Source organism: Mesorhizobium sp. WSM3224, assembly GCF_000427725.1.
Lineage (GTDB): Bacteria > Pseudomonadota > Alphaproteobacteria > Rhizobiales > Rhizobiaceae > Mesorhizobium.
On sequence record NZ_ATYO01000013.1, the window covers coordinates 141058 to 164636 of the forward strand.

General features: G+C 60.0%; 26 protein-coding genes. 18 read left to right on the forward strand and 8 right to left on the reverse strand.

Annotated elements, in window-relative coordinates:
* Window positions 1-45: 45 nt before the first annotated feature.
* Genes YU3_RS0121775 through YU3_RS0121790 form a run of 4 tightly spaced genes read right to left on the reverse strand, consistent with a single transcriptional unit; the run spans window position 46 to window position 2469 of the window.
* On the reverse strand, window positions 46-951 hold the full coding sequence (locus YU3_RS0121775) for a ThiF family adenylyltransferase (RefSeq protein WP_036259133.1): 906 nt from the start codon (window positions 949-951) through the stop codon (window positions 46-48).
* Window positions 948-1451, reverse strand: coding sequence for a hypothetical protein (locus tag YU3_RS0121780; RefSeq protein ID WP_027168238.1), 504 nt, complete (start codon window positions 1449-1451; stop codon window positions 948-950). The genes YU3_RS0121775 and YU3_RS0121780 overlap by 4 nt, the downstream gene beginning before the upstream one ends.
* Window positions 1448-1780 (reverse strand): hypothetical protein, encoded by a 333-nt coding sequence (locus YU3_RS0121785; RefSeq protein ID WP_027168239.1) that lies wholly within the window; start codon window positions 1778-1780, stop codon window positions 1448-1450. The genes YU3_RS0121780 and YU3_RS0121785 overlap by 4 nt, the downstream gene beginning before the upstream one ends.
* Window positions 1777-2469 (reverse strand): multiubiquitin domain-containing protein, encoded by a 693-nt coding sequence (locus tag YU3_RS0121790; RefSeq protein ID WP_245273594.1) that lies wholly within the window; start codon window positions 2467-2469, stop codon window positions 1777-1779. The genes YU3_RS0121785 and YU3_RS0121790 overlap by 4 nt, the downstream gene beginning before the upstream one ends.
* 179 nt (window positions 2470-2648) lie before the next feature.
* Between YU3_RS0121790 and YU3_RS0121795 the strand changes: the two genes are divergently transcribed.
* The 4 genes from YU3_RS0121795 to YU3_RS0121810 all read left to right on the forward strand — a co-directional run bounded on the left by YU3_RS0121795 (window position 2649) and on the right by YU3_RS0121810 (window position 7514).
* The gene (locus YU3_RS0121795) at window positions 2649-3053 is read left to right on the forward strand and encodes a helix-turn-helix transcriptional regulator (RefSeq protein WP_027168241.1); all 405 of its coding nucleotides are present in this window, start codon (window positions 2649-2651) and stop codon (window positions 3051-3053) included.
* Entirely contained in the window at window positions 3034-3945 is a 912-nt protein-coding gene (locus YU3_RS0121800) for an ImmA/IrrE family metallo-endopeptidase (protein WP_027168242.1), read from the forward strand. The genes YU3_RS0121795 and YU3_RS0121800 overlap by 20 nt, the downstream gene beginning before the upstream one ends.
* A gap of 309 nt (window positions 3946-4254) precedes the next feature.
* On the forward strand, window positions 4255-6348 hold the full coding sequence (locus YU3_RS0121805) for a ParB/RepB/Spo0J family partition protein (RefSeq protein ID WP_084508193.1): 2094 nt from the start codon (window positions 4255-4257) through the stop codon (window positions 6346-6348).
* A gap of 854 nt (window positions 6349-7202) precedes the next feature.
* Window positions 7203-7514: a DUF736 domain-containing protein gene (locus YU3_RS0121810; RefSeq protein ID WP_027168244.1), complete on the forward strand. Its 312-nt coding sequence runs from the start codon at window positions 7203-7205 to the stop codon at window positions 7512-7514.
* 86 nt (window positions 7515-7600) lie between these two features.
* Here YU3_RS0121810 and YU3_RS37035 read toward each other — a convergent pair whose 3' ends face one another.
* Window positions 7601-8134, reverse strand: coding sequence for a MucR family transcriptional regulator (locus YU3_RS37035; protein WP_084508195.1), 534 nt, complete (start codon window positions 8132-8134; stop codon window positions 7601-7603).
* Window positions 8135-8545: 411 nt separating this feature from the next.
* On the opposite strand from YU3_RS37035, the gene YU3_RS0121820 reads away from it, so the two are divergent.
* From YU3_RS0121820 to YU3_RS0121875, 12 genes are all read left to right on the forward strand, one after another.
* Window positions 8546-9757, forward strand: coding sequence for a hypothetical protein (locus YU3_RS0121820; protein WP_051334024.1), 1212 nt, complete (start codon window positions 8546-8548; stop codon window positions 9755-9757).
* Between the two features lie 251 nt (window positions 9758-10008).
* Window positions 10009-10221 (forward strand): helix-turn-helix transcriptional regulator, encoded by a 213-nt coding sequence (locus YU3_RS0121825; RefSeq protein ID WP_027168246.1) that lies wholly within the window; start codon window positions 10009-10011, stop codon window positions 10219-10221.
* A 113-nt stretch (window positions 10222-10334) separates the two neighbouring features.
* The gene (locus YU3_RS0121830; RefSeq protein ID WP_027168247.1) at window positions 10335-10613 is read left to right on the forward strand and encodes a DUF2285 domain-containing protein; all 279 of its coding nucleotides are present in this window, start codon (window positions 10335-10337) and stop codon (window positions 10611-10613) included.
* A 140-nt stretch (window positions 10614-10753) separates the two neighbouring features.
* Window positions 10754-10960 carry a DUF6499 domain-containing protein gene (locus YU3_RS40720; RefSeq protein WP_156913550.1) on the forward strand — a complete coding sequence of 69 codons (207 nt, stop codon included), beginning with the start codon at window positions 10754-10756 and terminating at the stop codon, window positions 10958-10960.
* Between the two features lie 70 nt (window positions 10961-11030).
* Window positions 11031-11552 (forward strand): DUF2285 domain-containing protein, encoded by a 522-nt coding sequence (locus YU3_RS37040; RefSeq protein ID WP_156913551.1) that lies wholly within the window; start codon window positions 11031-11033, stop codon window positions 11550-11552.
* Window positions 11553-11686: 134 nt separating this feature from the next.
* Window positions 11687-11977 carry a helix-turn-helix domain-containing protein gene (locus tag YU3_RS0121845; RefSeq protein ID WP_027168248.1) on the forward strand — a complete coding sequence of 97 codons (291 nt, stop codon included), beginning with the start codon at window positions 11687-11689 and terminating at the stop codon, window positions 11975-11977.
* Between the two features lie 14 nt (window positions 11978-11991).
* Window positions 11992-12858, forward strand: coding sequence for a replication initiator protein A (locus YU3_RS0121850; protein ID WP_156913552.1), 867 nt, complete (start codon window positions 11992-11994; stop codon window positions 12856-12858).
* Between the two features lie 319 nt (window positions 12859-13177).
* On the forward strand, window positions 13178-13642 hold the full coding sequence (locus YU3_RS0121855; protein ID WP_027168250.1) for a DUF2840 domain-containing protein: 465 nt from the start codon (window positions 13178-13180) through the stop codon (window positions 13640-13642).
* Window positions 13639-14199: a S26 family signal peptidase gene (locus tag YU3_RS0121860; RefSeq protein WP_027168251.1), complete on the forward strand. Its 561-nt coding sequence runs from the start codon at window positions 13639-13641 to the stop codon at window positions 14197-14199. Before YU3_RS0121855 ends, YU3_RS0121860 begins: the two co-directional genes overlap by 4 nt.
* A gap of 45 nt (window positions 14200-14244) precedes the next feature.
* The gene (locus YU3_RS0121865; RefSeq protein WP_027168252.1) at window positions 14245-14565 is read left to right on the forward strand and encodes a DUF736 domain-containing protein; all 321 of its coding nucleotides are present in this window, start codon (window positions 14245-14247) and stop codon (window positions 14563-14565) included.
* 52 nt (window positions 14566-14617) lie between these two features.
* On the forward strand, window positions 14618-15664 hold the full coding sequence (locus tag YU3_RS38735; protein ID WP_245273596.1) for a lytic transglycosylase domain-containing protein: 1047 nt from the start codon (window positions 14618-14620) through the stop codon (window positions 15662-15664).
* Between the two features lie 247 nt (window positions 15665-15911).
* Window positions 15912-17651, forward strand: coding sequence for a VirD2 family relaxase/mobilization nuclease (locus YU3_RS0121875; RefSeq protein ID WP_027168253.1), 1740 nt, complete (start codon window positions 15912-15914; stop codon window positions 17649-17651).
* A 216-nt stretch (window positions 17652-17867) separates the two neighbouring features.
* Here the strand turns inward: YU3_RS0121875 and YU3_RS0121880 are convergent, their stop codons facing one another.
* A complete protein-coding gene (locus YU3_RS0121880) occupies window positions 17868-19364 on the reverse strand; it encodes a hypothetical protein (RefSeq protein ID WP_027168254.1) in 1497 nt (498 codons plus the stop codon).
* Between the two features lie 795 nt (window positions 19365-20159).
* Here YU3_RS0121880 and YU3_RS0121885 point away from each other — a divergent pair.
* Entirely contained in the window at window positions 20160-21038 is an 879-nt protein-coding gene (locus YU3_RS0121885) for a DUF4365 domain-containing protein (RefSeq protein ID WP_027168255.1), read from the forward strand.
* Here the strand turns inward: YU3_RS0121885 and YU3_RS0121890 are convergent, their stop codons facing one another.
* Window positions 21039-21539: a hypothetical protein gene (locus YU3_RS0121890; RefSeq protein ID WP_156913553.1), complete on the reverse strand. Its 501-nt coding sequence runs from the start codon at window positions 21537-21539 to the stop codon at window positions 21039-21041.
* A gap of 334 nt (window positions 21540-21873) precedes the next feature.
* On the opposite strand from YU3_RS0121890, the gene YU3_RS0121895 reads away from it, so the two are divergent.
* Window positions 21874-22734 carry a DUF3800 domain-containing protein gene (locus YU3_RS0121895; protein WP_245273598.1) on the forward strand — a complete coding sequence of 287 codons (861 nt, stop codon included), beginning with the start codon at window positions 21874-21876 and terminating at the stop codon, window positions 22732-22734.
* 274 nt (window positions 22735-23008) lie between these two features.
* Here the strand turns inward: YU3_RS0121895 and YU3_RS0121900 are convergent, their stop codons facing one another.
* Window positions 23009-23491 carry a hypothetical protein gene (locus YU3_RS0121900; protein ID WP_027168258.1) on the reverse strand — a complete coding sequence of 161 codons (483 nt, stop codon included), beginning with the start codon at window positions 23489-23491 and terminating at the stop codon, window positions 23009-23011.
* Window positions 23492-23579: the final 88 nt, after the last annotated feature.

Below are 23579 nucleotides of genomic sequence, written 5' to 3' on the forward strand. Positions count from 1 at the left end.
AATATTGCCCGCTACAAGCCGGTAATATATCCCCTCCTGCGCGCATCAGTGTCCGCGCCTCCGCAACCTGTTCCAGACACGCAGCCACCACGGCGTATGCGGCGGAGGTGATGCAGCGGCAGCAACCGGCCGCGCGGCAAACTTCTGCTTGCGAATGTCGAAGAGTGGATCGCCGGTCTCGTCGGCCGGATGATGCGGGCAGACATGGTTTTTCAGCAGTTCCATGCGCGGGTTACGCGTAAGCGTCCCCTTGTTGCCATCATAGTCTAGGAAAACGAAACTGGGCGGGTTCGGATACCACGGCGTCAAAATCTGCGTCAGCAGGCCGACGGCGGTAGATGCGAGGACACCGTTTGACCACACTACCTGGGGGCGCGAACCGGCCGCGCCGTACCGTTTCGCTTCCTGTTCCAGCCGCTCGTCGGTGATGAAACCGCAGCACCGCATGCAGGGTGCGCCCGGCATAGACAAGATCACCTGCCCGCTGACAAGAAAGACGTTCTTGCCAAGGTCATGAACATCCATCCCGATGTCGACGTAGGGGATCAAGTGCCGGCGCGCAAAGCGCTCAAGCTGCTCGCGTTCCTTGAACCCATCGACGGCCCCCAGAATGACGACGCAAAGTTTGAGATCGTCGACGGCGTTGTGCCAGTCGTCTTTGATCGAGATGATCCGGGCATTTGGCTGAAGTCCGCGTATCAGGCGTTCGGCAATCGCAACCTTGGGCAAACTGACCGCAACGTCGGCGAGCGTGCCACCGATCAGCCGGTTGGTGTTTGTGTCCTCAATGATGTCCGGATCGGCGTTGACATAGCCGCCTATTCCCATATGCGCGGCTTGCTGCACAATGTGCGAGCCACCGCCGCCAAGCCCGACAATGCCAATGGTGGCGGCATCGAGGACGGCGTCGCTCTGGGCGCCAAGAAAGCTCTGTCGATCAAGGCGGCTCATGCGGCGCTCCACTGGCGAAGGGGCATGCCAATTTCAGCGAAGCGGGCAATGAAAGGTTGAGCGGCAGCGCGGCCGAGCCATACCTGGCCGAACGCGGCGGTATCGCTCAACACGATGGCGCCATGCACGGCATGGGGCGCGACCGACACGAAATTCGGCACGAATTTCGCGTTCTCACGCGTGTCGATGCTGCTAAATCCCGGCACACCACGGCCGCCATGTGTATGAACATGAAATATCGCCGCGCGTTCATCCATTGCCCATTGGCGCGCGCGTCGAATAGCGGCTGCGCTCATCATGGCACCGACGCTTCGATCCTCCAGATATTCGTCGTCGTGCAGCGGGCGGTATTCGCGGGCAAGAATAAGTAGGTTGTCGTGCGCAGCCGCGAGGCCGGCAGCGATGAAGCCGACGCGCTCATGCGCAAAGGCATGTGGCCGGTGCAGATCGGTTCGGATCGTGCTCAGCAGCGCATTTGTGATCTTGAAACGAATATTCATGCCACAGCCCTCAAGTGTGCGCTGAGCATCTTGGTCCACGGCATCGTGGCGGGCACGTTGTTCCAGGAAGGCGCCCACCAGTTTCGCTCGACCACACGGTGCTCTTTCCAGTTAGCGCCCTTGCTTTGGATTACACGTTCAAAGAACAGCCGCGTGATGTAGCCGGAGTGCGCGAACGGTACCAAGAGAAGGTCCATCACATGAGGCTGGTCGCCGGCCATAAAGCGAAAGGCCGGCAACAGGATCACCGGCTGGCCGCCCTCCTTCAGGAGAACGGCCTCCCGGTGCATCGCCGTGACATTGGCGAAGTTGTTGCCGGTGTCGCTCACGACGACCCCCCGCACGGCACCTGCTCGAAGAACTTCATGCCCTCTTTCACCCGGAGCTTGCCTTCCGGCTTCAGCGGCGTGAGGTGGCCCTCATCATTGATGTATTCGAGGACGTAACCGTCCTGCACCCCGAACAGCTGCTTGAGCTGCGCGGTCGAATAGGTGCCGCGAGGAATTTCGCGCGGGTCGTTTTCGAAGAAGACGGTGATGAGCCGCTTTTCGGTGTAGAGATGCTCGGTGCCGGCCTTGCCGAGATCGAGCACATCGTTCGGGCCAAGATCGATGTCTTTGCCGTCGCGTTCCAGAACCAGCACCTCGTCGCCATGAACATGGGCAATGAGGCGCAGTTCCGGCTCGGGAATGGCGCTGACGCCCCATTCATAGCCGTGACCGTTAAGGGTAAAGCGGAAGATGCGGTCGCTCTTGAACGCACGAAACTCTTCCGTGCCCTCCATGCGAAGATCCACCGTTTCGTCCAGACCCACCGACCGGCTGCTGTGGCGCAGAAGCTGGATCAGCACATAATCGCCCGCGGGCTTCAGGCCGGACTTGTCCAGGATATGTTCGCCCTTCGGCGTCGGCTCCTTGAACGTTACCGTTGCGCCATTCACGTGGGTGAAGAACTGCCCATCCGGACCAGGGCCACGCGAGGCCTGGGGCTGGGTCTGGTGGCTTTCGCCACCGGTCACTACATTTTCCATTGGGATCACCATTTCGTTCAGCTTCGGCTCCAGCCCGACGCCGGCGCCTGACTGATAAGATAGGGTGGCATGCAAAGAACATCAAGCATTTTCTTTGCGTGCTTGACATTCTTTGCACAGACGACTAAAATATTCAGATGAATCAATGCCTTTGAAGGAGAACTGCCATGGCTAAGAAAAGCGTGGGAGCGGATATCGGGCTCACGCTGGGACAATATCTCGCTTCAATCCGCGAGGACCGTGATCTCTCGCAGCGCGATGTTGAGAAAGCGACCGACAAAGTTGTGTCGAACGCATACTTAAGCCAGATCGAGAATGATCTGATCAAAAAACCGAGCCCGAACGTGCTGCATGCTCTCGCCGAGGTGTATGCGGTGAGCTACGAAAACCTGATGGAACGCGCCGGCTTCGTCTTCCCGACGCGGTCGCGTGTCGGTGCAGAGCAGCGGCATGGGCGGGTCGCAACTTTTGCCGACCATAATTTGACCGCCGAGGAAGAAGCGGAACTCGTTAAATTCCTCGGCTATCTTCGAAGCAGCAAGAAGAAACCCGGTGGCCAAAGCGGACGATAGCAGCCTCGATCCCGAGCAATTGCGCGCCGTGCAGGCGACTGCACGGCGCGCCCTCGACCGCGCTTCCGGCTGGGGCGTCTTCCCCACTCCGATCCCGGCCATTCTTGAGGCGGCTAAGATTAAGGTCGCTCCCGCGAGCGCCTTCGATCCGCGCCGAATCATGGACTATCTTGTCGGCAAAACGGAGCGAGTGGCACGCGCCATCAAATCGGCGATCTCCAAGACGTTCGGCATTCTGGATGCTGACGAATCCCTGATCCACATTGACCACACAGTGCATGAATCAAAGCAGAATTTTCTGAAGCTGCATGAGACCGGCCACCACGAGATTCCCACGCACCGAAAACTCTTCCGCTTTTTCCAAGACTGCGAAAAAACCCTCGCCCCAGACATCTCCGATCTGTTTGAGCGCGAGGCCAACAACTTTGCCAGCTTCGTCCTCTTTCAGGGAGACGGCTTCAGCACGATGGCTGCGGATCACGAGTTCGGTATCAAGACGCCAATGAAGCTGGCCAAAGAGTTTGGCGCATCAATTTACGCGTCGTGCCGCGAATATGTCCGATCCAATCACCGGGCCTGCGCGGTCTACGTGCTCGAGCCCATAACTTTTTGCGAACGGGCTGGGGCGCGTGCGGACGTTCGCAGAATTGAGACCTCCCCGCTATTCCGACAGCAATTCGGCCAACCCTCGGAACAGGTGATCACACTCGATCATTCTCTGGGACGCGTACTGCCGTTAGGCAGGCGTGTGACACGGCCAACCACCGTTTCGATGACTGACCGGAACGGTCAGGCGCACGAGTGCATCGCCGAGGCCTTCGATACGACGTTCAACATTTTGATCTTGGTCTATCCGGTGAAGGCTCTGACCAAGAAGACCTTCGTGTTCTAGAGGTTCAGCGACCTCTGGACAAATACTCACGGCCATCATGGGGCCAAGCAAGATGGCACCCCAACATTTTAGGGGAAAGATGGTCTTGGCCATCTCTCCCCCACGAATTCCGCCTGCGCAGAGCTGGGCCGCCTGCTCGCAAGGCGGCACTTAACAATCACCTTCTGACCTGATCCGACCCGCCCCGCTCGGCACGCAGCCCAGCTCCGCTCGCCGGCATTCGCCCCCCTCTCTGCCGCGCGCTCACGCGCCCCCGGAAGGCATGCCGAGGGGCATGCCTTCGGCATTTAACGGGAAAGGACTAGAACCATGACGACCATTGAAACGAGTGCGAAGACCGCAACGGCCGGCGAGAGCGGCACGGAGGTTTTCATTCCCCTGAACAAGCTTAAAAAGTCGCCCCGCAATGCGCGCAAGACCCCGCATAGCGGAGCGATCATCGAAGCCTATGCCGCGAGCATCGCCGCCAAAGGCATCCTGCAAAACCTTGTGGTAGAGCCGGAGCTTGACGGCGAGGGAGCAGAAACAGGCTTCTATTTTGTCAGCATCGGCGAAGGCCGCAGGCTGGCGCAATTGCTGCGCGTGAAGCGCAAGCAGATCAAGAAGACCGAGCCTATCCGCTGCGTAGTTGACACCGTGAACGATGCGCACGAGATCAGCCTTGACGAGAACATCACCCGCGAGGATATGCACCCCGCAGATCAGTTTGAGGCGTTCAGGGAGCTTCATGAGGAACGCGGATGGGGTACTGAGGAAATCGCAGCCCGCTTCGGCATCACCCCGCATGTCGTGCGGCAGCGTCTCCGGCTTGGCGCGGTCAGCCCCAAGCTGATGCAGGTCTATCGCGAGGAGGGGCTGACGCTCGACCAACTGATGGCCTTTGCCATCACCGACGACCACGCCCGGCAGGAGCACGTTTTCGAAACCCTCACCTACAACCGAGAGCCCTACATCATCCGCCGCGAATTGACGCGGACGAATGTTGCAGCGAACGACCGGCGAGCCGTCTTCATCGGCGCGGAAGCCTACATGGAAGCTGGTGGCGCCATCCTGCGCGACCTGTTCACCGATGATCGTGGCGGCTTCTACGAGGATGCGGCTTTGCTCGACCGCTTGGTGATCGAGAAACTGCAGGGCGTCTCGGAAAAAGTCAGGCAAGCCGAAGGTTGGAAATGGGCGGACGTCCATATCGACTATCCGCATGCACACGGCCTGCGCCGCACATACCCGCAGCCGGTGGATTTGTCGGAGGAAGACAAAGCCGCCCATGCGGCTGCATCCGACGAATTCAATCGGCTCACAGAAGAATGGAATAGCGCCGAGGAATTACCGGGCGATGTCGATCAGCATTTTGGCAGGCTTGAGGCCGAGATCGAGCGCATCGACGCGCTGCGTCACGCCTTCGATCCTGATCTTGTAGCGCGTGGTGGCGTGTTTGTTGTGCTTGCCCATGACGGATCGGCACGCATCGAACGTGGCTTCATTCGTGCCGAGGATGAGTTGCCGGAACCGGAAGCAGTGACGCTGCAAGGCAGCGAAGGCTACGCCGTCAACGACGATGGCGAGATCATCGAAGCCGGCAGCGATTCGGATTCCGATGCTGCGAACGATGAAGAAGCGGAGGACGATGGCAAGCCGCTGTCCGATCTTCTCGTTCGCGACCTGACCGCTCACCGGACGCTTGGGCTTCGCCTTGCGCTTGGCGAGCAGCCGGACATCGCCCTTGTCGCGGTCACCCATGCGCTTGCGGCGCAGACCTTCTACCGAGGCACGGATGCCCACTGCCTCGAAATCCGCCCAACCAGCGTGTATCTCGCCGGGCACGCAGATGGCATCGAGGACACGGCGGCAGGCAAGGCACTGGCGGACCGACACGCTGAGTGGGCTGCGGACATGCCTGGCAATGTGGTTGAGCTGTGGGGCTTCATCGCCTCACTCGACCATGCCAGCGTCATGGCGTTGTTCGCTCATTGCGCCTCGCTCACTGTCAATGCCGTAAAGCAGCCTTGGGAGCGCAAGCCGCGCGCCCACGAGACTGCGAACCGGCTGGCGACAGCCGTCAACCTCGACATGACGGCACATTGGAGGCCAACCGCCCGGACGTATCTCGGGCGCATCACCAAGGCGCATATCCTCGACGCCGTGCGGGAAGCTGCCAGCGAAGAGGCGGCAGAGAGGCTGTCGGACCTGAAAAGGCAGCCAATGGCGCAAGCCGCCGAGCAGTTGCTCGCCGGCACCGGATGGCTGCCTGCGGTTCTGCGCACAGAGCCACCTGCGATATCCGTTGAAAGGCGGGACGAGGCAGCAGATGCCAGATCGGTGGACGTATCCGAGCTGGACACGAAATCCGCTCAGCCAGACACGGCCAAAGAAGCCGAGGCCTTCAACGTCGCCGCCGAGTGAAGTGCGCGGGCAGGGGGCGCCGTGCGGCTCCTGCCTATTCTCCAAGAATTTTCGGCCGCGCCAATGGCGCGGCCGGACACCTCGACAGCACGAGTTTTGGAAGTGTTGGAACGCTGATGATGTCTACCAGGGCGAAAAGCGTCCCGGCGCGACCGCCACGTACCCACCCGGCGCATCTCGACGTCGGGCGCCTTCGTGCGTCCCTTTCCCGACAATGCATCACCATGCGTGAGTGGTCAGTGTAGTGGGATCATTCCGCCATGCTGGGGTATCAGGTGTGATTCAGTGTCAACGCGTTCGCTCCGAACCGGGCGCACGTCCGTAAATCTGGGATGCGAACCGTCACGAGGGTTGGCGGCTTGGAAGTCGATGCTATCAGCAGTTAGTTGGTCGTCTTCGAAACTCGATGGCGGATAGGCCAAAGATGAAGAGGATCGGGACGTACCTTTTCACCTGTTGGACGAGGGACCACACTCTCCTGGTGTTTGAGGCCTGTTCTTTGACAGGAACGGAGCAGCGTTACGGCGCGGACGATACTGGCCGTGATCCATCGTAGCATCGTGGTGTTCCCTCCGTTTGCGCCAAGCCACGCCCACAGCGTCCTCGAATGGATTGGGTCTGACCGAAGACCGCCTTCGCTGCGCTCAGTCTCGATCGTCTTCCCGCAACGCCGGCGCTGCGTTTTCTTCCCCTGGCCGCTGCGCGTCCATTCCTCGCGATCCAAGAAAGCCTCGCGTCGCCGTCTTCCACTTCGTTTCAGCCCCTTCGGGGTGCGGACCGATTGTCCCCGGTCTCACGACCACCATCGAGGCCGCGATGGGCGCGGCCCGAGAAAAACAGAAGGAACCACCACAGTGGCTACGATCGGCACTTTCTCCCGCACCGCGAAGGGCTTCTCCGGCTCCGTCAAGACCCTCAACCTCAACGTCAAGACGGTGACTTTCTCTCCGGCCGATGGCGAAAACGAAAAGGGTCCCGACTTCCGCATCTTCGCCGGCGCCACCGAGTTCGGGGCGGCATGGAAGAAGACCTCGCGCGAGAGACGCGACTACCACTCCGTCAAGCTCGATGATCCCAGCTTCCCCGCTCCGATCTATGCGAGCCTGGTCGAGACCGACACCGAGGGCGACTTCTCGCTCATCTGGTCCCGCCGCACCGCAGAGTGATCCGACCTAACACGAAGCCCCGCCGCAAGGCGGGGCTTCGCTATGTTCAGGTCCTGCAAAGCCTGGCACGTCTGCCAGATGCAGGGCTAGGCTTTGGCTGGTGCCTTGCGCGTCTTCTTCAGCGGCGACTTGATGGCTGCCGCAGTCGACTTCGCGGCTGCCGCACGAGCAGCCGTTTTTGGCTTTTCCGCTGCCGCGGCAGGAGTGGGCGCCGCCGCCTTGCGTCCGAGCCCAATTGATTTCGCCAGGGCCGACCGGGTCGCCGCATAGTTCGGCGCCACCATCGGATAGTCGGCCGGCAGGTTCCACTTCTGCCGATATTGGTCGGGGGTCAGGTTAAAGTGCTGAAGATGCCGCTTGAGTGATTTGAATTTCTTTCCATCTTCCAGACAGATGATGAAATCCGGCGTCACCGATTTCTTGATCGATACTGCCGGCTCCTGCTTGACCACCGGTTCCACCGCCGGCGTGCCGATGCCTTTCAAAGCGGCATGGATATCGCCGATGAGTCTCGGCAATTCGCCGACCGGCAGTGGATTGTTCGACACATAGGCGGCGACAATGTCGGCCGCTATCGACACGGTATCCAGTTGGCCGTCTTGTTGGAGAGCAGTGGTCATATGAACTTCCTCTTATTGTGCCGGATGAATTGAGCGACGTTTGATTTCCCCGTCCCGCCAACGAGGCAGATAGTACGTTTCTCTGTAGAATCCAAATCTCTTGCACAACACTATAAGAGTAAGCTTCGCTTTCATCGTTCCGATCGACTGCGGATACCCTTGTCGACCCGATGGGAAGCGAGGAACTTCCCCTCGCTTCCCCGCCAATGCCGCCTGTGCAGAGCAGGGCCGCAGGCTCGCAAAGCGGTCGACTGCAGCAACGGTGGCCATCAATTTCCATCCGCTCCGCTCGACCGTGCAACCCGGCTCCGCGCGCCGGCATTGGCCCCCATCACTCCCGCGCGCTCACGCGCCCCCGGAAGGCATGCCGGGGGACATGCCTTCGGCATTGACGGAAAAGGAGCGAGCACAATGAACATGACCACCATCATCGACGGCGAGAGCAACCGCCAGCAGCATCCGGCTTCAAGTGGCTTTCGAGTTGACATCTCGCGCGGCGAGCGGATCGGCCGGGTTTCCTCGGAATGGTTTTCGCGTCCCGATGACGAGCGCTATTTGAGCCTCACCGAACTTTTTGATGCCGTGAAGCAGAGAGCGGACCGCGCTACCGGTCGCACCGTCGAGAGCCGGGCGGTTCGCGTCGAAGCTACCCGCGACAATGCAGAGCGGCTTTCGCTTATCGTCCCCGGACAGGAGCAGCCTATTGCGCCGACGCATTGGAGCTTCGGCCAGCTTTGCAGCCTTGTCAGCGCGCCGGCCACCTACATGCGCCAGCTGCCCGCACCGTTGGCAGGGATCAATTTGCAGCATGGCCTTTTGAACCATCGGGCGGAATTGATGAAGACGCTCGAGACGGAAGACGGACGCATTGAGCTTCGCGCCGTGACAGGGCCGGACTATGGCCGCATCTGGGACCATGAGCTTGTCGCTGCCGTGATGAACTTCGCGGGCAATGGCACCGGTGACACCATGTGGAAGGTGCCCGGCGTTCTGGATTGGACGACCATGACCCACAATCCTCTCGTTGATATTACCAAGGACACCACGACGCTCTACGCCAGCGACCGCGACGTGTTCCTGTTTCTGGTGGATGATACGCATCCGATCGAAGCCGGACGCCTGCCGAATGGCGAGCCGGATTTGTATTTCCGGGGCTTCTATTGCTGGAATTCGGAAGTTGGTTCGAAGACGCTGGGCATTGCGAGCTTCTATCTCCGGGCCGTGTGCATGAACCGCAATCTTTGGGGCGTGGAAGGTTTCGAGGAAATCACGATCCGGCATTCAAAATTTGCCGCGCAGCGTTTTGCGCATGAGGCAGCACCCGCCTTGACGAGCTTTGCGAACTCAAGTCCCGCGCCGTTCATCGCCGGCATCAAGGCTGCCCGCGAGAAGATCGTCGCACGTAGCGACGAAGACCGCGAAAGCTTCCTGCGCAAGCGCGGTTTTTCCAAGAGCGAAACGGGCAGGATCATCGAGGCCGTTTTGCAGCAGGAATGCCGCCCGCCCGAAAGCATTTTCGATTTCGTGCAGGGCATGACCGCGCATGCTCGTACCAAGGCGCATCAGGACGGCCGACTGGAGCTCGAAGGCAGGGCCAAGGCCTTGCTGGAAAAGGCGGCATGAGAAAACGAAAGGCCGCGCAGCGAGCGTCTCGCCGCGCGTCCCTCAGGTCCGCCGTATCAACGAGACCGTCATAGCATAAGAATGTCTGGCGACCAGATCATCGGGTCGGCGCGTGCGGCCGTTTTTCGAAAGACGGCGGCCGCTCGCCGGGCTCTGCCCGGCTCGCGAAAAGCACACACAGACGGTTTTCAAACGACGAATACCTAGTATATTGGGTGGCAGTATATTAGGTAGCCGGTGACTCCTCCCGAATGATCTTGCGGGAGAGAGTTGCGAAGAATCTACGCCGGCTGAGACATGCCACTGGCTTGTCGCAGGAGGAGCTTGCGGATCGTGCCGACGTCAATCGCAACTACGTCGGTATGCTTGAGCGCGAGGAGCACGCTGCGACAATCGACATGCTCGAAAAGCTCGCCGCAGTTCTGGATGTCGATCCTATCGAGTTCTTCCGCCAAAACGGTTGATCAGCCCGGGGGCGCGTCAAAGCAACTCGATCAAGGGGGCTATCCGCTTTCCAACAAGCAAAGGAATCTCGACAGAGCACCTGTATTTGGCGTCGTAGCGGGGCATACGCACCTTGCTTAAGCCGCTGCTTGATCCCGATGTTGCCGACGTTGCGCCGAATGCGCCGATCCTGACCGGCTATGACGAGGAGCGACTGCTCACCTATATCCGCCTTCTTGATGCGGAGGCCGAAGATGCCGACTGGCGCGAGGTGGCAAGGATCGTCCTGCACATCGATCCTGACGAAGAACCGGAGCGGGCATTCAGGTCTTGGGAGTCGCATCTTGCCCGAGCGCGGTGGATGACGACGAGTGGTTATCGGTATCTTCTGGCGGGCGGTGCGCCCCACTAGGTGCAGTCTGCCATGCGCCTCGCTTTGCTGAATGAGCACAGCGGTTTGCTGACTCTCCAACTACCCAGCCCGGGCATCGACCCCGATGCTGATTCCGAAGCTCGCAGCCTGGTGCTGGCATCGGGAGAGGAACTGGCAAATTGCAAGGCGATTGGACCAATCCAGCGGCCTATGTGCACATGCGCGACTACGAATCCCCGGAGTTCGCTGCCGAATACCTGATCCGGAACGACGCCTTCATCGTCGAGTGCTGTCAGCTTGCGTCGCTGGGCGCAAATACCAAAGACCTGCTCGGACAATCTGACTTTGCCGCTCGCTGGGGCGCGCGATTTCACAGTCACCGGTGACGGACCACCATCTGCCGAGAACATCGTCTGGACGGAGCAGGCGTCGCCGCGCGTGCTCCGGGCCACGCGGATGCCTGCCTCGACCGACTCTTCGCATAGCAGCGTGCTTCCTCGCGAGCTACGCAACGCCAGCGTTTGGGAGCAGGGCGAAGTCGTTGAGGTTCGTTGGTCGGCATCGACCGCAACGCATCGACTGATTGCCGAGAGTGGCGACGGTTCGCTTGGCATCAGTGCCATCGTTCTCCCGCTCGACGAAGCCTTCGAAACAAGACTGGACGCCGCGCGCCAGTTCTGGCGGGCGCTGAACGGTCGATCGCCCGGCGGCCCAGTCTATGGCGCGTTGCCGCAGCAGACCAGGAACAGGCATATCCTCAATCTGCGCGCTCACGACGCCCGCCGCGCAGCGGCCTCCTATCGCATGATCACGGAGGTGCTGCTGTCGCGAGAGCCGATCGTGCCAAGGGAATGGCGCGACCATCACCTCAGGCACAAAATACGGGCGGTCCTGCGAAGAGCGGATCGCCTGGTCGCCGGCGGCTACCGGGACCTTCTTTTCTATCCACACAGCCGCAGCCAGAAAACCAGGCGCTGATGCCCCCTTCGCGGGGGTAGCAAAAACGAACTCCCCGATCTTTGCCCTCCCTCGCTTTGGCTCATTTCGACGATCGTCCGTTTCGCGCGTCCCGGCAGGCCAGGATGACAGCAAAACCGGATGGAGATCGAGCGATGTCGAAGGGTCCCGCGGACGCGCCCCCAAAATATCTGCGAACCAAGGAGGCTGCACCCATCGTCGGCCTTTGCGTCCGTACGCTGGAAAAACATCGAACCTACGGCACCGGCCCAAAGTACCGGAAAGTCGGTGGGCGCGTGCTCTACGACGTTGACGATCTTCATGCCTGGATCGAACTCGGCGCGCGTACCTCCACCAGCGATACGGACGCGACCTTTGTTCCGCCGGCCAAGCCCCATGCCGCGCGCGCGCCTGCCTATGCCGGCAGACGCGGTAGCGCCTCGTAGCGCTGGTGGCGTCAGTGCGGTACCGCTCCCAAGACCAGCTCGATCTGTTTCACGCGCGCGCCAGCGTCGTCACCCCGCGCGACGCGCAGGATCTCATGTCGTGGCCGTTCTTCTCGCTGGCCAAGTCGCGGCGCGTCACTCCGATCGATTTTCGCATGGGCGAGGTGTCGATCCGCGTCGAGGCGACGGTCGAACATGGCATGGCGACCATCTGGGACGCCGACATTCTGATCTGGGCGGCTAGCCAGATCGTGGACGCACGAGACAACGGTCTTCGCACGTCGCGTCTCATGGCGGCCACGCCCTACGAAATTCTCGCCTTCATCGGCCGAGGTGATTCCGCCCATAGCTATCACAGGCTGAAGGCCGCACTTGACCGGCTGCAGTCGACCACCGTTGCCACGTCGATCCGACAGCCGGCCGAACGGCGGCGGCATCGTTTCTCCTGGATCAACGAGTGGAAGGAGCGAATGGACGCCAGCGGGCGGCCGCTCGGCATCGAGTTGATCCTGCCCGACTGGTTCTATGCCGGCGTCCTCGATGATGCCCTGATCCTCACCATTGATCGTGAGTACTTTGGCCTGAGAGGAGGCCTGGAGCGATGGCTCTACCGCCTGGTGCGAAAACACGGTGGCCGCCAGACCTATGGCTGGAGCTTTGATCTCCGCCATCTCCATTTGAAGTCAGGCGGCCTGTCGCCCTTCAAACGGTTCACCTTCGAGCTCCGCGAAATCGTCCGGCGCCAGCCGCTGCCTGGCTATTGGCTGGCGCTCACCATCGATCCTGATGGCCGGTCGCGCCTGACCTTCCAACCCAATCCGCCCGAACCGAACACGGCGCAACGCACGCCACGCGCCCGAACGACCAGGGCTGTGAAATGACTGTGGACGGGCCCGTGCTATCAGGAACCGTAACTCCCGTGCCATCGGGAACCGGATTCCCGTGCTATCAGGAACCGGTTTCGATGCTAAGCCATTGTGGCGATTGCCGAACCGGCTCCTCTAACGTTTCTAACCGAGAATCCTTCGGATTCTTTCTAACGCAAAGCGACGATCGGCGAGGCCGTGGACGACGGCCGAGCGCTGATTTTTCGGCCATGCCGGCAGCGATCGACGTCCACTGCTCCTGCGGGAACAAGGCCACTCTTTCCGCCGCTCGCTTCGCCATGCTTGCTGGTGGCCTCCTGTCGTGGAGGTCGCCATGAGCGATCTCACCACCGTCGAACTGGTGTGGCTGAAGAAGCGGATCGAGAACTACATCCGCTTCGGCAAGGTTGCTTCGAACAGGAACATCGATCGCGGTCGTCGTGCCGTCACCTTCACGCCCGGCAGCATCTTCGCTTTCGTCCGGTGGGCGTCCAATGACTTCGGCACGGTCGCGTCTCGCATCGACATTCTGCGCGCCGTCGCGACCGGCGAGCGCTGCTCGACCGTCGCCTATGTGCGCCCCGGCGCTGAGATCCTGCTCACAGCGATCGGATGGCCGAATGTCGAAAAGGTGCTGAAGATCATCGACGCCATTGAGGCTATCGGCATCGAGCCTGTCGATGTGTCACCGGATTACTGGCGCCATGCCCACAGTAGGTTTGCTGCGCGCGAGGCGCCCAGGCCCTACACGCGCCAGCGCCATGAAGCCTGGCTCCTGCGCCGCAGGATTGAGCCATGAGCATGCGCGCAACGATCATCGCAGGAATGCTTGGCGGCGGGGTTCTCGCCGTCGCTCCGGCATGGATCGCCCATCGCCCGAGCTTCATCTGGAACGCATCTGCAAGCGTCCCCATCGGGTTGTATCGTGTGGAGCCGGCCAGCAGGATCGACGTCGCCGACATCGCCGTCGTCATGCTGCCCGAACCGCTCGCGAGCTTCCTGGCTGAGCGTCAATATCTACCGCACGGCGTGCCGCTTCTGAAGCGCGTGTTAGCGCTCCAAGGCACGACTGTCTGCCGGGAGGGCACCGCTATCATCACCCATGGCGTGACCGTTGGACTTGCGCGCGAGCGCGATAGTCGCGGCCGATCGTTGCCCGTCTGGCAGGGCTGCCGCGTGATCGCCGACGGCGAAGTCTTTCTCATGAACCGGGACGTCGCCGACAGTTTCGACGGCCGGTATTTCGGGCCGCTGCCGCTCACTTCGATCATCGGTCGCGCTGTTCCTGTCTGGGTGACCCGCCGCACCGCTCCGACGCCGAATATTCTCAAAGATCCCGTTCCCGGCGAGCCGTGAGGCTCGTGCCAATCATCGTCAAACGCTCATGAAAGGAGCACTGCAATGGCCCAGATCGGCACCTTCACCCGCAACAACGACGGCTTCTTCGGCAACGTCTCGACGCTGACGCTCGAGGCGAAGCTCGCCATCCTGCCTGCCGAGAAATCGGATGCCGAGAACGCGCCGGACCACCGCGTCTTGTGCGAAGGAATGGAGATTGGTGCGGCGTGGGAACGCACTGGCGAGAAGGCCGGCGCCTACCTCTCCGTCGCCATCGACGATCCGTCCTTCACACAACCGATCCGCGCCAATCTGTTCCAGTCCGATGCCGAGAAAAATGTCTGGGCCTTGCACTGGAGCCGGCCGTCCAAGCGTGCCGAGTGAGGCTGATCGGATGCCTCGACCCCGCGACAGCGAACCGCTCACAGCAAACCCTTTGATCGATCGGGCGCTGGTCAAACCCTTCGACCCGATCGCCTGTCAGGCCGCCGCCGCGCACAGCGAAGGTCAAGGGCGGCCGGACGCTTGCCAATCGCTGCGGACGCTCATCGCCCAGCTGTTTGCGGCAAGCAAGTCCGGCCGGCGAAGCCTTGCCCTTGACGGAAGCGAGCACGGTGGCAGGGTTTTCGCACGTCGGGACGGCGATGCATGCGCTGCCGTCCACAGAGGCACGGCCATTCTATCCGCATGCGTGATCCTCATCCTCTCAGTATCCGCAATTTGCGCGGAACCATTATCGCGCAATGAGCGGCCGGCGCGTCCCAGCAGCAAGACTTGGTCCGCCGACCCCTGGTCTGTGCATATCCAGGAGGCTGCAAAGCGGTTTGCCCTTTCCGAGCGATTGCTGCGCGCCGTCATGCAGGTCGAGAGCATTGGCGATGTTCATGCTGTGTCGAGCAAGGGCGCGATGGGCCTGATGCAGATCATGCCGGCGACGTGGGAAGAACTGCGGATCAAGCATCATCTTGGCTACGATCCTTACCAACCGCACGACAACATTCTTGCCGGCGCCGCTTACCTCCGCGAGATGCTCGACCGCTTCGGCCGGAACGGCTTCCTTGCTGCCTACAATGCCGGTCCCGGGCGCTACCAGGAACATCTTGCGACGGGCCGGCCGCTGCCGCGAGAGACAGTCGACTACGTCCGGAAACTCGTGCCGCTGATCAATGGTGCGGTTCCTATTCCAACTCCCGCACGACATGGAGCGGGCAGAGCGAGCGCACTCGAAGCGTCGATTTTCGCGCACGTCGTAAGCATACCGAATGGCTCAGCTTCGCGGAAGGATCGCGAGACCGGCGGTTACGTCGGGACTGTGTTCACCGCGATCCACTCTTCCGGTGGGCAAGCACTGGCGGGTGAAGCTGTAACCGATCTTACAGCGCTCGTACCGCAACCGGACGGCTCGCGCAGTGAAGGCTTATCAGTTCCGAACCCTGCTACTCGTAGTCCGTTTGTCCAGACCTCCGCCGCGACTTCACAGTGATGTTGGCATTTCTGGTCAATCGCATTCCGGCCTGTTCCGTCGCAGAAATTGCGGTGGGAGGAACGGCCGTGAGAGAGGACGGAGAGGGATGGCAGGATAAAGGGCCGCGATGTGCGGCTCGGTCGGTGTGTTCAATTTCAATGACTTACCCACCACGTCCGCGATGTGCATGGCAAATCCGCGATGTGCGCGATCAGCAATTTGTCAAATTTCTCAAGGAAAGCTGCACCTCGCAGAATCTGCGGTCATGAAAAGCGACGACGATTTCCGGATCCGTCCTGGCCGCATTCGTTCTCGGGCCGGCCAGCGTGCGCGCCCCTTTATCTTTCAGGCGCTGGCTGCGGCACAGCGGGCAGGGGGACATATCTCTCGTAAGGGAAAGATAATTTCGCCACGAGCCTCGACGTTCGGCCGCGGCAGGTCGGCGAGCATCCGCGCCAACCGCCTCATCACCGGCCGCTCGCGCGGCGCCGTCGTAAAGGCACGCGTTGTCCGGCAGTTCAGGGGATCGACGCCGCTCGCCGCCCATCTCAAATATCTTGGTCGCGAGGGTGTGTCCCGCGATGGCGACAAAGCAAAAATGTTCGGGCCGGACGGGGATGAGGCTGATCATGATGCCTTCTCAGACCGCTGCAAGGACGACCGACACCATTTCCGTTTCATCGTCTCTCCTGATGACGCCCAGGAGTTGGGCGACCTCAAGAGTTTCGCTCGCGGCCTCATGGTCGATATGGAGCGCGACCTCGGCACCAAACTCGACTGGATCGGCATTGATCACTGGAACACCGAACACCCACACGTGCACATTCTTGTGCGCGGCGTGGCCGATGATGGCGAGAACCTCGTCATCTCGCGCAACTACATCCGCCAGGGCATGCGAGATCGAGCGGGCGATATCCTCACCCAGACGCTGGGGCCTCGGACCGACAACGACATCCGCCGAACAGTCGAACGACAGATCGACAGCGAGCGCTGGACACAGCTCGACCGCCAGCTTGTTCGCGATGCCGATCGCCTTGGCATCATCGATCTCGCGCCGCTTGGCAGCCACCAGGCCGACGAGTTCCCTACACTTAAGATCGGGCGGCTGCGCAAGTTGGAGCGGCTTGGCCTCGCCAGCGAGATCCGTCCTGGCCAGTGGACCATTGCCGGGGAGGCTGAGACGACGTTGCATGCGCTCGGCGAGCGTGGCGACATCATCAAGCGCATGCATCGCAGCCTATCCGGCCGTGGCGCCGAGAGAGCCGCGGCCGACTATGTCCTTGCAACTGAGCAGACAGCCAAACCTGTCATCGGTCGGCTGTTGGAGCGGGGGCTCGACGACGAGCTGCGGGGCTCGGCATACGCCATCTTGGACGGCGTAGACGGACGCGTCCATCACGTCCGGTTTCAAGATCTCGATGCAACAGGAGATTCAGCACCTGGCTCCATCGTTGAGCTCCGCCACTACAAGGATGCGAAAGGCCGTGGTCGTGTCGCGCTCGCTATCCGTTCAGACTTCTCCATCGAGGAGCAGATCAGTGCCGGCGGCGCGACTTGGCTCGACCGTCAGCTTGTCGCGCGCGAACCGGTCGACCTCGGGGAGGGCGGTTTCGGCAGGGAGGTGAATCAGGCTCTCCAGGACCGCACTGATCGTCTTGTAGAGCTGGGGTTCGCACGGCGCGAGGGACAGCAGGTCATGCTGGCGCGCAACCTCATCGATACGCTACGCATTCGGGAGGTCGAGGCTCTCGGGACGCAGCTCGCCGCCGAGACCGGTCTGGTTTTTACGAAGCCCGAAGCTGGCAGTCACGTGGCTGGCGTCTACCGGCAACGATTCTCGCTGGCGTCCGGCCGCTTTGCGATGATCGATGACGGACTCGGCTTCCGGCTCGTGCCCTGGTCGCCACCTGTAGAGCGACAGTTGGGAAAACATGTTTCCGGCCTTGCCTCTACAGGAGGCGGAGTCGATTGGACCTTTGCAAAGAAGCGAGCACTGGGTTTGTGAATCCAGACACTATCATGCTTTTTTTCATCTGCGGAATTCCAGATGCGTCAAACGGCTACTTTGCGCCCGAAAGCCGACATGAGATTGCCTGCGGCCTACGGCCCAGGAGTTCGGCGGTCGAGACCTATTATGCGCTCGACCGCAGCAAGGGGAGCGGCTGGGAAAAGTGCGGCGAAAGTCGACGCCGAACAAGTTCGCTAGATACCGGGTGACTGGCTAGTTCGACAGCGGATGCTTGAAGAAGTGCTGGTCTATGGCGTCGGTAATGGTTTTCTCTTTCAGTCCCGTGCCTACCGCTCGAACCGCTTTGCCATTCTTCCAGTCGATGCGAATGTTGGTGCGTCTCGCTTTCTCAGACGCCAGCATAACTAGAGCGTCGGCATCAAATTCCCCTGAAGTCCATATCTCGCAACGGACTTCAGCTTCCCGCAAAAAAGTATTCGCCCGGACGTACTCCACAAAGGTAGGAATGCGCCTCAGCCATTCCTCTACCTCCGCTCGCGTGACCACGTGGCCGGGCTCACCAGCTTTACATTCGTAAAGCACGCACTCGGCTTTGCCGCGCACGCACATAATGTCGATGTCGTAGAACTTGCCCACCTTCGGGTCGTAAGCCTTCTTTCCCAAGTCGATTGAATTTCCGTCGTTGCGAATGAGATAGGCGCACACCAGCTCGAACAGAACGCCGCGAAGGTTCCCTGCGCGCCCGGCAATATCTTTGAGGCTGCTCAAGAGAGTTATAAGCCTGCTCGGGTTTTTTGAGACGATTGCGGCGGCGTTCTGCAGCGTCTCTACCAGGCTGGTGAAAGCGGACCCGGCGTAGCTTCCGAACAGCGATTCCGGCGTTGCCATCATCAGCCCGTTTCGATGGCCGAGCGTGTATGCCTCGCCCGTGAAGCCATCGGCCACAATTATAGGGAGTACCGAGCCTATTCGTGTCGCTAGGAGACCTCTTGCCTTCCGGATGAAATAGCGGATTTGGTACTCATTGAGGACCGTCCCCACGAACACATCGGCCACGGTGAAGCCTTGCTGGTCTTTCCCGGCGTTCGACTTCTTCAATGGCAGGAGGTAGCTCGGGCCGGTCAAATCCCATTTGTAGGGACCAACCGTCCTCGGATGGTCATCGCCGCGAATGGCGATTGAATTGTAGCTGGCGATGCCGAGACGCCGCGCCCATTCCCGAATGCCGTCCAGCAGGACGCCTTCGGCCATCTGGCGCACATCGTACATCACGTTGCCCCGAGAGTTGAGCGTCGGGATACGGAGCGCGATGACACTGCCATAGTTCTGGATGTCGATAGTATGCGTCATCCCGGCATCCTGTAGCCTCTGCGCAACCTTTACTGCCGCCACTTGCTTCTTCTGTAGGATTGGGGCGCCGCTGATGACCGAGAACTCATCGACGGACACAACGCCTCCACGTGCGGACAATCCATCGATAGCCGCGCCATAAACCGACTCTGTCTCTCTGAGATCGCGGTGGAAGTTTTGCCAAAACCGCTCAGTCTGCCTATCTTTGACGTGGTATACGAAGGCTTCCTGTTTGGGCAGGAGCGGAATCGGGAACGAATGGATGGGCGGTTTGCTTCGTGACAGGCGCTTGCGAGCTGCTTCGGCCGTCAAACCGTGGTCAGAGATAAGCAGCTCTGCCAAACGCGATGAGCGGCTAGGGCCGTGGAGGTCTATAAGCGACGTTAGGTGGTCAGCCATGACCTGTCACACTGCGCAATTTATTAAAACAACTACCTATAGCGGGTCTGGTTTCGACTTCTCGTCGATGCCGTCATAAAAAACAACAACTTAGCAAGCTTTTTGACCCTATGTCAATTTCTTGCGTGTCCTCTGGCCCAATGACATACCCCCGTGTGGCTGCCGCCAGTGGCTACGTGCGTCCTGGTTGGCAGTACTTGGCTTGTCGGTGGCCCTTGCCGTGTCCTCATCGGTAGCGGAGCGCACCTTCGCTACCTCTGTCGGTTGTGGGAGGCGCGGTGCCGGGTCGTCCAACCGGCAACCCGGAATGCTGCCCGTATGGCCCAACACCTCAATGTTGAGCAGTTGCATTCCTGCTTCCATCTTCTCAATCGCGGTCGGTCCACACGCGGTGGTCACCTATAATGGTCGTTCATGTGGGCTCCGCAGTAGAGCTGCGCCTGCATCACATGGAAACCCTGGACTTGGAGGAGATATGGATGATGGTGAAAAAGGCTTAGGCGAGGGCTAGACTACACAGGCGCACTTTTGAACGCCGGTTTAGTTTCCAGGTGAATTGCGTTTTCAAACGCGTGCAAGCAATCTCCGCCCGCTATGGTCCCAATGCCTCTGATTCCCGAAGACATCCGCGAAACACACGAGATCCACGAGTGGCGCAGCGCCGCTGGCGGGATTTCGACCGCGCATCCGAACGGGTGGGCAGAACTTATCGGGGTGCCTGACGATAACTGCAAGCGGACGTGGGCGACCTATGCGAAGCACAGCGCTTCGCGATCGCCTGCTGCGGAGTAGCCAATGGCGAGCGTCGTTGGTTCCGCCCTAACGGAGCGAGAAGGCGTTATTGCCGCCGACACGATCTTCACGAAACAATTCCGCTGGCTCTTTCGAGAGCAAAAGGTTCTGGATTTCGGGGTCGATGCCGAAGTCGAGATTACTGAAGACGATATGCCCACTGGCAAACTTATCGCGCTTCAAATCAAGAGCGGCACCTCGTTCTTCAAGCGGGAAATCCAAGAAGGGTACGTGTTTTACGGAGAAATGCGCCACCTAAAATATTGGACGAACCACGTCCTACCCATGTTTCTCATTCTCCATAACCCGGAAACCGGCGTTACCCTTTACCAGCGAATTGAAGAGCGCCTTTGCAAGGTAACAGATAAAGGGTGGAGCATTGTCGTTCCTCGCGACAACGCGCTCAATGCCAGCGCCGCAGGGGACCTTGCAGCTGGCCCCGACCTAGACGAAGAGGGCCAGCTGCGTCTCCGCTTCAGCCTGGACGCGCCCCTGATGGAGCGCTTTGTTGGCGCCGATGCCAAGATGGTCTGGGAATACTGGTTCAATAAAAGCCTGAGCCTCCGCAACGCCCGCTTCATCTTTGAGGACGAAGAGCCGATAAAAGTGGGAGGCTGGTATCCTACGGATGACATCGGCCTCGCCATGCAGAATCTATTCCCATGGCTCACCTATGAATACGAGGACGATTCCACCAAATGGGATGTTTCCGGCGAAGCTGACATCTTTACCCTCCTGGTTTCTTTGAGGCCGGAAGCTAAGGCCTATCTGGAAGCCGAAAGATTCTTTCGAGAGGGCATTACCGACGAAACGCCCGACCAGCCCATCCGCGACGATGAGGAGGATGATGGTTGGATTTACCGCATTCGCGACGACGACTGACTATCCCTTTTTCACCTGCTCAAAAAATTTGCGCATTACGTCGGCGGGAGTTTGCGGAAGCTCCATTCGGCTTTTGACAGTGGCTTTCGTCACAAGGATTTCCATTTGAGGCGTCTCGGCGGGGGGGCCATTCCAATAGCGTGCTGCAGTGGCGTCTTCCAGTGGCTTACCCTCCTTCACGGCATCTTTAAGCACTGTGTAGTATCGCAGGTCGCCAGCGTGAATGAAATCCGCTTCATCGTATTCCATTGTGTAGAGATATTTTCTCGGGGCAGAAGTTTTGCCACGTAACTCCCAAAGGTATTTTGCCACCCGCAAGTCCTGCCACAGATACAGCGCGCCCTTTCTCAGAGCCTCACCCTCCTCGTGTGCAGCTCTTAGAAACAGCTCGGCCTTTTTCTCGATTTCGGTCAAACCGTCCATGTTATCGCGGCCAGACACAACGATCCGGCCATCTTCATAGTCCTCGTTTGAATAATGATACCCGATCGGCACGTACAACACCCCCCTGCGCCCGATAGAAAATGCAGGTCGGGCTTATGGTAACGGAGCTTTCTGGCGTTCGTAAGCGTCTGCGGGCACATTTCCCCGCTTAACTTCGCCTAAGTCGGCATTCTCTTGCCAGTGATCCTGAAGCTGCCAGGCCGGCCCCTAGGCTGCCGAGCAACAATGCGCCGCCCGTTGGCCGTTTAGCGCCGTTCGCTTCTGCCCAAAAGCTGCGGTCGGTTCATCTCGCTCGTAACCACGTCCGTGAATGTGTACGAATGGGGCAGGTCGGACTCAGCCGTCCGCCGGGATTCCGGCTAAATTCTAGCGGATTGCAAGGAGGCGCCCGTTGATAGAAGGAGCTATCTACGTCGACGATTCCGGAAATCCTGGTGTCGATTCGGGGTCGGAATTCCTGCCCTCCTCGCGAAAATCCTGGACCGCCGTGATCGTGCCGTCGGCGATCGCCGGCGTCGTTCAGGGCGCCATGGATATCTTCCTGACGGGCGTACGGGAAGAGTTTGGCGCCGAGGAATTGCACTTCACCAATATCTACAGCGGCGAGGGGCCGTGGAAGTCGGTCAACCCCCATAGGCGCGCGGAGATGATCGGCATCATGGCAGATCTCATGGATCGGCTCAGCCTCCCCATCGTGCACCAGACTGTCAGCGACTTTACACTTCTTGATCATCCGGATCTTGTGCGCTCCCTTGAAGGCAAGCGCGTCGGCGGCTGGAATCTAGAAGACATCTCCCACTTCGGACTCTTGCTGCTTTGCTCCCAGGTTTCGATGCAAATCCGCACCATGAAGGACGATAGCCCCCAGGCCTTCGAACTTCCTCTCCCCCTCTACGTCGACGAGGGGGTCATGACTGCGGGCCGCGATCGCAAGTTGCCAAACTGGTCGGACGTAATCGAGGGGCCGCAGGCGTGCTTCCGCAGATCTGCAGATGTCCCAGGTATACAGCTGGCCGACTTCGCTGCCTTCATCCTCACCCGGTCGCAATGGATCGCGGTCAATAGGAACCCGGGGCCAATGTTCGGCAGGGCCGATGAGCTAATTCTCCGCGCCGCAGCGAGACTTAACATCCTGAATCTGCCAATGCGTTGGGCGACGCCGGGTGAGCTTGAACGAGGGAACTATGAGGACTGGCTTTCGGCCGATAGGGTTGCGAAGGGTCTCCCGCCACGGCCTCTCGACGGCAAGTGAATGCACCTGACTGGCATCTGCTAGCCTCCGATCCGACGGACTGTGGCGAGCGAAAACGGAACAAAGAGGCGTTGAACCGCCTTCGGCGAGGATGGGGGTGGCACGGACAAGGATAGACGCGGCGGGCGCACAAGCGAAGCGGGAGCCGCACGCTTCTCCGATCCGTCGCGCCGGGGATCTTCGCCGTGTGTGCCGAAAACTCTGGCAGCGGGTTCGGCCGAGCGAATGTGAGATAGAGTACGTCCGCTGCAAGGGGGCACGCAACGTTGAAAGGCTAGCTGAAAATTGGAGTATCCCAATCGATTTCTGAGAAAACTCGGTTTGCGATGAAGTTCATGAGGGCGATACCGGCCGGCAAGAATCGTGCTGTTCGATCATAGGTGAAAGGTGCAGGCATCTGGTGCTTGTTGCCGTGAGCGGCGTTGTTGCGGAGTTGAGCGTAGCTACGCGAGAGGAGCCAGTCCCAAGATGCTATTGGCTCGTTGTCGCAATCCCAACCAAGGCGACCGTCGTGCTTTATGACGAGGTATTGCGGCGCCGTTTGAGCGAAAATCTCGAAACCGGAACTGGCAAAGTCGAACGAGTGAAAAGGGAAATTTGCTTCGACGCGTTGCGCCACTCGTGTCCAATTGACGCCGGTGATGACGATGAGCCCACCAACGGCGTTTGTATGGGCTAACGATGTGTCTCGATTGACTAAGAAGAACTCAAACTTCGAGGCCTTCAACATGAAGTCGGCAATGTCTTTCTCTTCCATCGCAATCTCCCTTGACTAGAAAGCCTCATTGTAACCGAGCCCTGCAAGCGTGCCGAACTAGATCAACGCGCCAGGCGCACCGCCGGAC